We start from the raw sequence: 12,409 nt of genomic DNA on the forward strand, positions 1-12,409 counted from the left end.
AAGTACTTACTCGGTCTGTTGCCGCACAACACGCCAGAAGTACCGATTATTCCTCTAATTAGGAGTCACAATGGAATTTAGCGTAAAGAGTGGAAGTCCAGAAAAACAGCGCAGCGCCTGTATCGTGGTGGGTGTTTATGAACCACGCCGATTATCACCTATCGGTGAGCAGCTGGACCAGATCAGCGAAGGCTATATTTCGAATCTTTTGCGTCGCGGCGACCTTGAAGGCAAGCCGGGATAAACCCTGTTACTGCACCATGTACCTAACGTACTGAGCGAGCGCGTACTCTTGGTTGGCTGTGGTAAAGAACGCGAGCTTGATGACAAACAATATAAACAAATCATCTCTAAAACCATCAACACCCTAAACGAAACCGGGGCGATGGAAGCCGTTTGCTTCTTAACCGAACAGCATGTTAAAGGTCGCGACACCTACTGGAAGGTACGCCAAGCGGTAGAAACTACCCAGGATTGCCTATACACCTTCAACGAATTAAAAAGCAAAAAAAGCGACCCGCGTCGACCTCTACGTAAAATCGTATTTAACGTGCCGACGCGCCGCGAGTTGACCATAGGCGAAAGCGCCATTGAGCACGGTTTGGCCATTGCCTCCGGCGCCAAGCTGTGTAAAGACGTTGCCAATATGCCGCCAAACATCTGTAACCCGCGTTACTTAGGTGAACAAGCCAAGCAACTTGAAACCGAGTTCGACAAGGTCACGGTGAACCTGGTTGGCGAGAAAGAAATGGAAGAGCTGGGCATGCACTCATACCTGGCCGTTGGTCGCGGCAGCGCCAATGAGTCGGTGATGTCGGTGATCCACTACAACGGCGGTATTGAAGATGCAGCCCCTATCGTGCTTGTGGGTAAGGGCCTTACCTTCGACTCGGGCGGTATCTCTATCAAGCCGGGCGAAGGCATGGATGAAATGAAATACGACATGGGTGGCGCCGCCGGTGTTATCGGTACCATGCGTTCAATCGCAGAAATGAACCTGCCCATTAACGTAATTGGTGTCCTGGCCGGCTGTGAGAACATGCCGAGCAGCAATGCTTATCGTCCGGGTGATATCCTTACCACCATGTCGGGACAGACGGTTGAAGTACTGAACACCGACGCCGAAGGCCGTTTGGTATTGTGCGATGCCCTGACTTACGTTGAAGCATTCGACCCTGACACGGTTATCGATGTGGCAACCCTAACCGGCGCCTGTATTATTGCCTTGGGTGCCCACGCCACCGGCATGCTGTCTAACCATAACCCACTGGCCCACGACCTGCTTAAAGCGTCGGAGCAAAGTGGCGACCGCGCCTGGCAGTTGCCGCTGTGGGATGATTACCATGAGCAGCTAGAGAGCCCATTTGCCGATTTCACCAACCTGGGTGGTCGCGCCGCCGGTACCATTACCGCCGCCTGCTTCCTCTCCAAGTTCACCAAGAAATATAACTGGGCGCACCTGGATATCGCCGGTACGGCGTGGCGCAGTGGCGGCAAAAACAAGGGCGCAACCGGTCGCCCTGTGCCTATGCTTACGCAGTATTTAATTAATCGCGCCGGCGTTTCGGAAACACCGCAAGATTAATCCCAACAGAAACTCATCGAGTTAACGATAAGCCCCTTTTATAGGGGCTTATTCATTGATGCAAACTGTCGATTGTGTCAAAATTGGCGGATTAACGAGCCGCGTAGAGGACGCAATGCACGCGTTATTTTACCTGCTGGAACATGCCGATGAGCCGGGCCATGAAGTGCCGGCTCATTTTGATCTTGGTGCCCGCCTGGCGGCGGAGCAATATCGCCAAGGCAAAAGGGTGTTTATTTTTGTTGATAATCGTGACGACGCACACCTTATCGACCAGCATTTATGGGCGTTTGACGCCGATAGTTTTGTGCCCCACAACCTTCAAGGTGAAGGCTCTCGTGGCGGCGCCGCTGTAGAAATCGGGCAAACACCGCCGGTTGCCAAGCGCTCCGTGCTAATTAATTTAGCCTCCACGGTGCCCGATTTTATACGCCGCTTCGACACCATTTTAGATTTTGTGCCCGCCGATGAGCGACGCAAACAAATGGCACGAGCAAAATACAAGCAGCTTCGCGATATTGGCGCGCAGCTAAGCACACAAAAAGTTTAGATAGCATTTAGTTAAAGGTTCTGGGCAATGGATAAAACCTACAATCCGCAAGATATTGAACAATCCCTCTATCAAGAGTGGGAAGAAAACGGCTACTTCAAACCAAGTGGCGAAGGCGACGCATACTCAATTATGATCCCGCCGCCGAACGTCACCGGCAGCCTGCATATGGGCCATGCGTTCCAGGACACCATTATGGACACCTTGATCCGCTTTAAGCGCATGCAAGGCAACAACACGCTATGGCAGGTCGGTACCGACCACGCCGGTATCGCCACGCAGATGGTGGTAGAGCGTAAGCTGGCCGCGGAAGAAGGTAAAAACCGCCATGACCTGGGCCGTGATGCCTTTATCGATAAGATCTGGGAATGGAAAGAACAATCCGGTGGCACCATCACCAAGCAGCTACGTCGCCTGGGCGCTTCTGTTGATTGGGATCGTGAGCGTTTCACCATGGATGAAGGTCTATCGGAAGCGGTTAAAGAAGTGTTCGTGCGCCTGCACAAGGAAGACTTAATCTATCGTGGTAAGCGCCTGGTCAACTGGGACCCGAAACTACACACCGCTATCTCAGACCTGGAAGTAGAAAACAAAGACAAGCAGGGCCATATGTGGAACCTGCGCTACCCGCTCGCGGACGGCGTGACCACTAAAGACGGCAAAGATTACATTATCGTTGCCACCACCCGTCCTGAAACCATGCTGGGCGATACTGGTGTGGCAGTGAACCCGGATGATGAGCGCTACCAAGATCTAATCGGCAAAGAAGTGCTCTTGCCTATCGTTAATCGTCGCATTCCTATCGTTGCCGACGAGCACGCGGATATGGAAAAAGGCACCGGCTGTGTGAAGATCACCCCGGCGCACGATTTCAACGATAACGAAGTAGGTAAACGCCATCAGTTGCCAATGATTAACGTATTCAACAAGGATGCGGCGATTCTAAGCGCAGGCGAAACCTTTACCTTCGATGGTAAGCCGCTGGAGCTGGATGCACCTATTCCTGAGCGCTTCCATGGTCTGGACCGCTTCGATGCCCGTAAGCTGGTTGTTGCAGAGTTCGAGCAAGCCGGTTTACTTGAGAAAATCGACGACCACAGCCTGACCGTGCCTTACGGCGACCGTTCTGGTGTGGTAATCGAGCCACTGCTTACCGACCAATGGTATGTACGCGTTGCGCCTTTGGCCGAGCCTGCTATCAAAGCCGTAGAAGACGGTGATATCCAGTTCGTGCCGAAGCAATACGAAAACATGTACTTCGCTTGGATGCGCGACATTCAAGATTGGTGTATCTCACGCCAGCTTTGGTGGGGTCACCGTATTCCTGCCTGGTATGACAACGAAGGCAATGTTTACGTTGGCCGCGACGAAGCCGAAGTGCGCCGCGATAACAATATCGGCGATGATGTTGCCCTAAGCCAGGACGAAGACGTACTGGATACCTGGTTCTCATCGGCATTGTGGACTTTCTCTACCCTGGGCTGGCCAAACAAGGTTGAAGACCTGCAGGTATTCCACCCGTCTAACGTGCTGGTAACCGGTTTTGACATCATCTTCTTCTGGGTTGCCCGCATGATCATGATGACCCTGCACTTCATCAAAGATGAAGACGGTAAGCCACAGGTACCTTTTAAGACCGTGTATGTAACCGGTCTTATCCGTGATGAGAACGGCGACAAGATGTCGAAGTCCAAGGGTAACGTGCTTGATCCGCTGGACATGATCGACGGTATCGATCTGGAAAGCCTGGTGACCAAGCGCACCGGCAACATGATGCAGCCGCAGCTGGCGAAGAAGATTGAAAGCAACACCCGTAAGACGTTCGTCGATGGCATTGAGCCACACGGCACCGATGCGCTGCGTTTCACCCTGGCAGCCATGGCCTCAACCGGCCGTGACATCAACTGGGACATGAACCGTCTTGAAGGTTACCGCAACTTCTGTAATAAGCTTTGGAATGCCAGCCGTTACGTGCTGATGAATACCGAAGAGCAAGATTGTGGTTTCAACGATGCCGAGCGCGAATACTCGCTGGCTGATCGTTGGATCCAGGGGCAATTCCAGCAAACAGTGAAAACCTTCACCGAGCACCTGGATAACTACCGTTTTGACCTGGCGGCAAACACCATTTACGAGTTCACCTGGAACCAGTTCTGTGACTGGTACCTGGAGCTGACCAAGCCGGTGTTGTTCAAAGGTAACGAAGTACAGCAACGTGGCACCCGTCATACGCTGATCACCGTATTGGAAGGCCTGCTGCGCCTAATGCACCCAATCACTCCGTATATCACCGAGACGATTTGGAAGCGCGTAGCACCAATTGCTGGTATTGAAGCCAATACCATCATGCTGCAAGCCTTCCCGCAGTTTGATGAAAGCAAGGTAGATGCAACGGCCATGGCCGATCTGGAGTGGGTGAAGCAATTCATCGTCGCCGTTCGTAATATCCGTGGTGAGATGGACATTAGTCCAAGCAAGCCTCTGAGCGTATTACTGGCCCATGCCAGCGATGAAGACACCCGTCGCTTGGAAGAAAACCGTACCTTCCTAAGCTCACTGGCCAAACTTGAAGATGTCACCCTGCTAGAGAACGCGGACGACGCACCGGCCAGCGCCACCGCCTATGTCGGCCAATTAGAGATCATGATCCCTATGGCAGGCTTGATTGACGTTGAAGCCGAGCTGGCTCGCATCGCTAAGCAACTGGAAAAGGCCGAGAAAGGCCTGATTCAGGTAGAGAAAAAGCTCGCGAACGAGAAGTTCGTTAACAACGCTCCTGAAGCGGTACTGGAAAAAGAAAAGTCGAAATTGGCTGAGTACAGCGAAGCAAAAGCGAAGCTGCTTGAGCAAAAAGCGAAAATCGAAAGCCTGTAAGGGGCCATTCGATTGCCATAAAAACGCGAGCCAAGGCTCGCGTTTTTTATGTACGAAGAGCGAGAAAATTCACTAAATAGTTAAAAAACAACCCGCTGCTTTTTTCGTTTTGTCATTTTAGACCTAAGATTATATTTATTATCACCGGGCCTGAGTTGATAAAGCAGAATAAATATGGCGGCAACACAAGAGACTGCGAATACCCTAAACATAACGACCGAGTCCTCAACCGAGTTCTCAACCGAGTCATTAAGTACGGCGTTAAACAATTATCTTGTTGTCGCACAAGACGCCATTACGAGCATGGGTTTCGTAGTCCAGCTGTCGATCATCTTGACCATTTACTTATGCGCTTTTTTAATCGCCTCCAAAATTCGTAAAAAGGTGGTGCCCGCCAAGGAACCCAGCTCCAGCAGTAACCATGCCCTGGAATTTGTAGTCAGCAGACTGGTGGCCGTTATCTTCCCTATGCTGGCCATTTCTTTTCTCACCCTGTCGATGTTTTTGGGGGAGCAATACGACATAGATACCTGGCTGATTAATGCCGTCTTGATTATCGCCGTGTTGTTATTCCTCAATACCGTTGTTCGCGCCGTGGTCGACGGTGAGCACATTGCCGCATTTATGCGCTGGGTGTTGTTACCCCTGGTGTTCCTGCATCTGGTCGGAATACTCCCGCACATTATCGCGGTGTTGGAAACGATCGCCATCACCATAGGGAATGTCGAGGTGTCTTTCTATGGGATCGCCCGAGTACTGGTGTTCGGCGTGCTGCTCTTTTGGCTGGGTAAAGCCTTTAGAATGGCGGGTAAGAAGCTAATACGTAATCATAAAAACCTTGATGTCACCACCAAGGAGGTCTTTACCAAGGTCTTCGAAGTGGCGCTTTTCTGTCTGGGCTTTCTTTTGCTCCTCAACATCATGGGTATTAACCTCACGGCCCTTGCGGTATTTGGCGGCGCGCTGGGTGTTGGTCTGGGCTTGGGCCTGCAAACTATCGCTTCTAATTTCATTTCCGGAATTATTATCCTGCTCGATCGCTCCCTCACCATCGGCGATTTTATAGAGCTGGAAGACGGCAGCAAGGGCTTTGTCCGCGAGTTCCGGATGCGCTATACGGTGCTCGAGACCTATGACGGCAAAGATATTCTGGTGCCAAATGAAAAGTTTATTAATTCGCTGATGACCAACTGGACCCACAAGGATCCCAAACAGCGTTATCGCATCGACTTCAGCGTTGCCTATAAAACCGATATCCGGGCGATGTGCGAGATAATAAAGACGGCCGTTGCCGAACACCCTCAGGTGATCAGCGGCGAAGATATCCCATTTGAAGAACGGCCCGATTGCGAAATCGACTCATTCGGTGATTTTGGCGTCAATATGTTTGTGGAATTTTGGATGTTTGGCATTGATGATGGCAAAAACCGCGTTGGCGGCGATCTATTGCTGATCGTGTTTGAAACCCTGCGAGAACACAATATTGAGATCCCATTCCCGCAAAGAGAGGTGCGCATACTCGACGATTCTGCCCCATCTATAATCAATACCACGCCAAAATAAGCGCGCACTATTGATGATGCACCTGCACTCAAGGACGTGCATATTAGTGCCGATTTACCGTTAAATCGCACCAACAAAAAACGCGAGCCCGGGCTCGCGCTTTTTTACTCTATCTCAGGCCTATCGGCCTAAAATGGACACAATTTCTCGGGTATTTTTAATCAAGCGAATAATGCGGTTATCCACTTCAATGGCAATAACACCGTCATGACCATGGGCATCGATGACGCGACCACGGCGATAAATATCATAATCTAGGATATCACCCTGGTGGTATTTTTTATGCCATCCGGGCGGTAGGTCACCGCCATTGGCTACTTTTTTTTGTAAGCCGGGTGGTAGGCTTTTGCCATTCCCCTTACCTTTGCCGTTATGATCTTTGGCCTGGGCCAAGGTAGTGACCAGGCTAAGGGCGATTACCGTGCTCATTAAAATTGTTTTCATATTAGAGCTCCTTCTGTAGATGATGTAGCATCATAACAAGAAATACTGAATGAACCATGATAATCACGTACTTATGAAGATTGATAGGTGAAATGAGAGTAACAACATTTTTAGTTAATTCCTTTACCGCCAATGGACAAGGCGGTAACCCAGCAGGTGTGGTACTTGATGCCGAGCACTTATCAAGGGCGCAAAAACTCCACATCGCCCGGGAGCTAGGCTATTCGGAAACGGCGTTTGTCTGTGCCGATGATGAGGTGGACGTTAATGTGTCGTTTTTTACCCCGACCGATGAAGTCGACTTTTGTGGTCATGCAACCTTGGCGGCATTTTCGGTGATGTATCAAGAGGGACGACTGGCACCGGGACACTATGTGCAAAGAACCAAGGCGGGCTTATTGCCTGTGGTGATCGAGCCCGATGGTCGTGTCGTGATGCAACAGCAATTACCCAAATATTTGGGGGCGTTTTCTTACCAGGAAATAGCGCCCTTGATTGGCCTTAGTGCCGAGGTGTTAGCGCGCACCGCCCTGCCGATTGAGGTGATTTCCACGGGCTTGGCCGACGTACTGGTGCCCGTGCCGTTCGGTTATTTAGACGACATCAACCCGGATCATCCGCTATTGGCCGACTTCTGTGCTCAGCACAACCTGGTTGGCCTGCATGCGTTCGAGCTTAACGAGCAAAGCAGTGAGTTTACGGCCGGTTGCCGTAACTTTGCTCCCTTGTTCGGCATTCCTGAAGAGTCCGCTACGGGCAGCTCAAGCGGTGCCCTGGCGTGCTACCTGGCACAGCATCTGCCACACCTGGCGCCGTACAAGTATGTCTTTGAACAAGGCAGAGCCATGAATTGCGCATCCCAGATCTGTGCCACGGTGGCATGCCAGGATGGAAACATCACTCAGGTTAAGGTAGGAGGAGTCGCTCAGCAGTTCGGTAAACGCAGCATCCATCTGTAACCCAGGCGGATTTGTGGCACAAAAAAGCCAGGCTCTGGCCTGGCTTTTATAACGCTTATGCTGGCTTAGAAGCTGTAGTTGTACTGCGCACCGAACAGGTAGGCATTGCCTTCCGATTCAAAGCCCCATTGCTGGCCAAGGTTGTCACTTTCAACAAAGCTCTGCTTTTTACCACGCAGAATGCTGGCACCCAGGTCGACGCTTGACGCTTCATCCAACTGCCACTCGGCACCGAATGAGAACCAAAAGCGATCCGTATCCGGGATAGAGATAGACAGGTGCTGTTGCGATACCGGCGATTCATCAAAGGCCAAACCGGCGCGCAGTTTAACCTGCTCATTTAGCTGGTAATCACCACCGACAGAGACGCGGATTGAATCGGAAAAGTCTTCTTGCTTTTCGAACACCGGCGCGTCACTCGCTGGCACAAAGGCTTCCAGTTTGTCGAAACTGCTCCAGCCGGTCCAAACCACGCTGTAGTGCAGGCCGTATTCTTTTGTTAGTTGGTGAGAACCGGAAAATTCGGCGATTGCCGGCAGGGTTAGCTCAAGCGTGCCGGGAAGCTCCATGCCCTCTAAACCACCTAAAGCAGCCGGAAGCGAGTTGCTGTATTCACCGTCAAAGGTCAGATCGGTTTCGCTGCGATAGTGGAAACCTAAACGGTTGTTGTCATCCAGACTATAAGCCACACCCAGGTTCCAGCCAAAACCGGTGTCGTCACCTTCCAGGTGCGCGGCTTCAGTACTGGCAGGCGCGCCAAAGGGGTTTGCACCCAAGGTACGCTTTACCTTGGCATCGGCATAAACATGGTTTACACCCAGGGCCAGTGTCCAGGCCTCGTCAACTTGGTAGGCAACCGACACATTGGTGTTGATGGTAACGATTTCGGTTTCACCGGCAATTTGACCGGCAACGTAGTCACCAGAAAATTCCGTTGATAAGCCGAAGTTAGAGAATACGCCAAAGCCCAGGCTTACTTGTTCGTTAAGCGGCATAGTAAAGTAACCGGCAGGGATCACCGCGCTTGGCGCGATGCTGCTGTCATCAAGTAGCTCGGCATCAAGGCCGTTATTGGTGCTTTTACCTTCAAGGCTTACATCCGGCTTTACATACATGGCGGCGATGCTCAGCTGCGCCTTATCAAACTGTGACATCAGCGCTGGGTTGCGCGCAACCACAGAAGCATCATCTGCAACCGCCGCTTCACCGGCGTAGGCACGGCCCAGGCCTGAGACATTTTGCTCCGCCAACTGAAAGGCAGCGGCAAAAGTTTCGGTTGATAATAGCGCCAGAGAGGCCGCTAAAAGGATCTTTTTGAATTGCATACTTCATTCTCATTGTTATCTTGTTAACCGGCCTACATTAGCGTATTTGATGATAAAAATCTGTTAATTATGGTTAACAACCAGTAATTTAACGACACAATCGCGCATTTTTGCTACAAAGTTAAAACTGGTATGTCCTCGACACTCACATTTGGTAATAATTCTCATTAGCGTTGACTTGATGGGTTTAGTCGTTACACTAGATGCCATTACTCACTCTAAGGACAGATGATGTTTTTTATCGTTGCTCTTATCGCCTTGGCTCTGTTGTTTTGCGCTCTCGGTACCTATGCGTTTTTGCGGGCCAGTTACTGTGCCTGCCACCGACAAGGGGAATGCGACAACCCCGTAGCTCGCTTTTGGTTGCTGGCCATGTTGAGTCAGCTCTTAAGCCTGGGCTGTTGTGCCCTGACCTTGCATAGCCAACAAGGCACGCTGGTGTGGGTTTTAATGACGGCAAGCTGTTTGGCAGCGGCCTGGATGAGTGAGCGGTTTAACAACCACGCTAAGGCGAAACGGGCGTACCCGGGAGGTAAAATTAGGGCAGCAGGTGTTCCTTTAACAGCCGAGCCAAATTGAGCTCATATTCGCTGCCACTGGTGGAGGCAATAATTTTAATATCGTCCTGCCCTGCGCTCAGATCGATATCCTTGGCGGTAATATGATGACGGTGTTGGGTATTGTAAAACACCCTTACCCTAGGGCGAATGGGGTTGTCACTATTGCCCTGCACCACCATGGCCAAGCGCTCGTTGGTTAAGTGCACCAGGGTGCCGATTGGATAGATCCCGACGCATTTAATAAAGCGTTGCACCAGGGCCTGATCGAACAGCTGCTCTTGAGCCAGCAAGAAGCGTAATGCGCCAAGCGGCTCTTGCCCCTGTTTATAGGGCTTATCAGCAATCATGGCCGCATAAACATCGACAATGGCGAGAATACGTGCCTCACGAGAGAGTTTATCGGCACTAAGGCCGCGCGGGTAGCCACTGCCATCGAGACGCTCATGGTGATTGACTATCATCTCCAGCATCATGGCGGTGATATGTTTTTGCCCCTTCAGCATGCTCAAACCCAGGGCCACATGCTTACGCATCGCCTTGACCTCAAGCTCACTTAACCGGCTAGGTTTAGACAAAACTCCCTGTGGCACCTTGGCCAGGCCAATATCATGCAGTAAAGCTGCCAGCGCCATCTGCCTGACCTTAGTCATTTCATAGCCCAGGTATTTGGCGAAAATCGCGGTGAGAATGGCGCAGTTGAGCATATGCCGCCAGGTATAGCTTTGCTGATCGCGCAACAGCGTCAACGCCGCCATGGCATCGGCGTTACGAAACACCGAATCGACAATGGCGTCGGCAATATCGCTAAGCAACTCCATATTCACCAGCATGCCGGCGCTCAAATCATGAAACATGGCGCGCAACTTACCCTGGCTTTGTTCATAGCAGGTGCTGGCGATTAAATATTCCTGCTCTAATGTGGCCTGTGCAGATTTGTCGGGGCTTAGCTTAGTTGGTGCCTCTTCAGAGACTTGAGCATCAGGCTCTAGAACCTTGGCGGGGGCGCTGCCAGGCTGCAAATGTCGAGGAATTGCCACCTCACTCTGGGCAAAGTCGATGGTCAACTCTTCAACCCCTTCCTTGAGCAGGCGCTCAATGATAGCGGGGTCTCGCACCATACCGCGGGTTTTGATTTTAATTGCCGCCCCTGCTGTCTGCCTATTGACGCGATCGACAAACATGCCGGGCTTTAACTCGCTAATAGATAAGGAGATCAACATATAAAAGGGCTAGCAATTGAAGGACTCGAAGAACGTTATCACTAACTAATACTTAAAGTCTATGAAAGGTGGATAAAACCACCTTTTAGTCTTGGAAGTAGGTTCCCCAACCGTCGTATTCAACCTTGTTTTGCTCGGCTATGGCCACCAGTTTGTCTACGTCTTCCATAATCGCGTCGGCGTTTAGTTCACACTCTACCACCACGTCGAAGCCCCAAATGGTACCGCCCTCTTCAAGCTCCAGCTCCGCCGGCTCTTCAACGTCGTAACCCAGTTTAAATGCGGCCAGAGCGGCACTTTCTAAGGCGTTAAAGTCTTCACACACAAAATGGTGCTCTACTTCATACAGCAGCTCCGGGTTAGAACCGTCTTCAAGTAGTGACTCAACAATTTCTTCGCTTATTTCGCGCCAGTTTTCCATTTAGCTTCTCTCATTTAATTGCGTCAGCGTTTCATTCATCACCTCATGGAAGTGATCGGCGTATTGGCGAACACTCATGGATGCATCTAACAGCTGTGGGGCTAACATTTTGATGTAGATAGTACCATTATCCCAGCGGTTTAACTTAATACATTTATGGGTATCGCTCATCACCACGGGGATCACCGGAATATTGGCATTGGCGGCGGTATGAAAGGCACCGGTTTTAAAGGGCAGCAGGCCACGGCCATAGCTGCGCGTGCCTTCGGGGAACATCCACAGGGATAACCCGCCTTTTTTTAACTTTTCCGTGGTCTTGGTTATGGTCGCCATGGCTTTTTTACGGTTGCCACGGTCGATCAGAATATTACCCGATAGCCAATATAACTGGCCAAAGAAGGGGATCCATTTGAGGCTCTTTTTACCCAAACTCACCGTATTACGCTGTAGCGCCGCGGGTAAAAAGAAAATATCGTAATTGTTCTGATGATTGGCAATATACACCGCCGGCTCACCACTGACGATGGCTTCGTCTTTTTCTATCACCAGCTTAACGCCAAACAACCTTGAGGCCGCCCCATACCAGCTGCCGATAATGCGAACATTATCGCCATGAAACGGACGCACCAGGCACAACAAAAAACCTGCGATGAAACTACAAGGAATAAATACCGCAATTACCAACAAGCGTAACAATGCCAGCACAATTAACTCCAACTTTCGAGATTGGCCGGCATTATACATAGGCTGATTTATTATAGCGAACACTTGTACGCCGCTTTTTATGCTCTTGCTGCAGCCAAAATACCTAGAGCCCTTATTACCTTAGCGCCTTTGTAAACATAGCACATGCAGGCCCTGCTCGCCGTGCCCCTGTAACCCGCTATGTTGCAGTTTTTATTGGCTAA

The 12,409-nt window shown here is 50.8% G+C and carries 10 protein-coding genes and 1 pseudogene; 6 read left to right on the forward strand and 5 right to left on the reverse strand.

The features are described from left to right. The first annotated feature begins 70 nt into the window (after positions 1-70). From pepA to C2M36_RS15940, 4 genes and pseudogenes are all read left to right on the forward strand, one after another. Positions 71-1,585 (forward strand): annotated as a pseudogene (gene pepA / locus C2M36_RS15925) (leucyl aminopeptidase). A gap of 115 nt (positions 1,586-1,700) precedes the next feature. Then, positions 1,701-2,135 carry a DNA polymerase III subunit chi gene (locus C2M36_RS15930; RefSeq protein WP_105255882.1) on the forward strand — a complete coding sequence of 145 codons (435 nt, stop codon included), beginning with the start codon at positions 1,701-1,703 and terminating at the stop codon, positions 2,133-2,135. A gap of 27 nt (positions 2,136-2,162) precedes the next feature. Further along, positions 2,163-5,009, forward strand: a complete 2,847-nt coding sequence (locus C2M36_RS15935; RefSeq protein ID WP_105255739.1) for a valine--tRNA ligase — start codon at positions 2,163-2,165, stop codon at positions 5,007-5,009. A 174-nt stretch (positions 5,010-5,183) separates the two neighbouring features. Then, positions 5,184-6,572, forward strand: coding sequence for a mechanosensitive ion channel family protein (locus C2M36_RS15940; RefSeq protein ID WP_199883055.1), 1,389 nt, complete (start codon positions 5,184-5,186; stop codon positions 6,570-6,572). A gap of 120 nt (positions 6,573-6,692) precedes the next feature. Here the strand turns inward: C2M36_RS15940 and C2M36_RS15945 are convergent, their stop codons facing one another. Beyond that, complete coding sequence (locus C2M36_RS15945; protein WP_105255740.1) at positions 6,693-7,016, reverse strand: hypothetical protein; 324 nt, start codon at positions 7,014-7,016, stop codon at positions 6,693-6,695. A gap of 92 nt (positions 7,017-7,108) precedes the next feature. Here C2M36_RS15945 and C2M36_RS15950 point away from each other — a divergent pair, with 92 nt between their 5' ends. Continuing rightward, complete coding sequence (locus C2M36_RS15950) at positions 7,109-7,975, forward strand: PhzF family phenazine biosynthesis protein (protein WP_105255741.1); 867 nt, start codon at positions 7,109-7,111, stop codon at positions 7,973-7,975. Positions 7,976-8,040: 65 nt separating this feature from the next. On the opposite strand, the gene C2M36_RS15955 is transcribed toward C2M36_RS15950, so the two are convergent. Then, positions 8,041-9,300, reverse strand: coding sequence for an outer membrane protein transport protein (locus C2M36_RS15955; RefSeq protein WP_105255742.1), 1,260 nt, complete (start codon positions 9,298-9,300; stop codon positions 8,041-8,043). 231 nt (positions 9,301-9,531) lie between these two features. Here C2M36_RS15955 and C2M36_RS15960 point away from each other — a divergent pair, with 231 nt between their 5' ends. Beyond that, the gene (locus tag C2M36_RS15960; RefSeq protein WP_234399192.1) at positions 9,532-9,879 is read left to right on the forward strand and encodes a hypothetical protein; all 348 of its coding nucleotides are present in this window, start codon (positions 9,532-9,534) and stop codon (positions 9,877-9,879) included. Here C2M36_RS15960 and C2M36_RS15965 read toward each other — a convergent pair. From C2M36_RS15965 to C2M36_RS15975, 3 genes are all read right to left on the reverse strand, one after another. Beyond that, positions 9,839-11,080, reverse strand: a complete 1,242-nt coding sequence (locus C2M36_RS15965; RefSeq protein ID WP_105255743.1) for an HD-GYP domain-containing protein — start codon at positions 11,078-11,080, stop codon at positions 9,839-9,841. The two genes, C2M36_RS15960 and C2M36_RS15965, sit on opposite strands and share 41 nt — an antisense overlap. A gap of 85 nt (positions 11,081-11,165) precedes the next feature. Continuing rightward, a complete protein-coding gene (gene rraB / locus C2M36_RS15970; RefSeq protein ID WP_105255744.1) occupies positions 11,166-11,501 on the reverse strand; it encodes a ribonuclease E inhibitor RraB in 336 nt (111 codons plus the stop codon). After that, complete coding sequence (locus C2M36_RS15975; RefSeq protein WP_105255884.1) at positions 11,502-12,206, reverse strand: 1-acylglycerol-3-phosphate O-acyltransferase; 705 nt, start codon at positions 12,204-12,206, stop codon at positions 11,502-11,504. Positions 12,207-12,409: the final 203 nt, after the last annotated feature.

The sequence above is a fragment of the Pseudoalteromonas sp. T1lg75 genome (genome assembly GCF_002964705.1).
Taxonomy (GTDB): domain Bacteria; phylum Pseudomonadota; class Gammaproteobacteria; order Enterobacterales; family Alteromonadaceae; genus Pseudoalteromonas.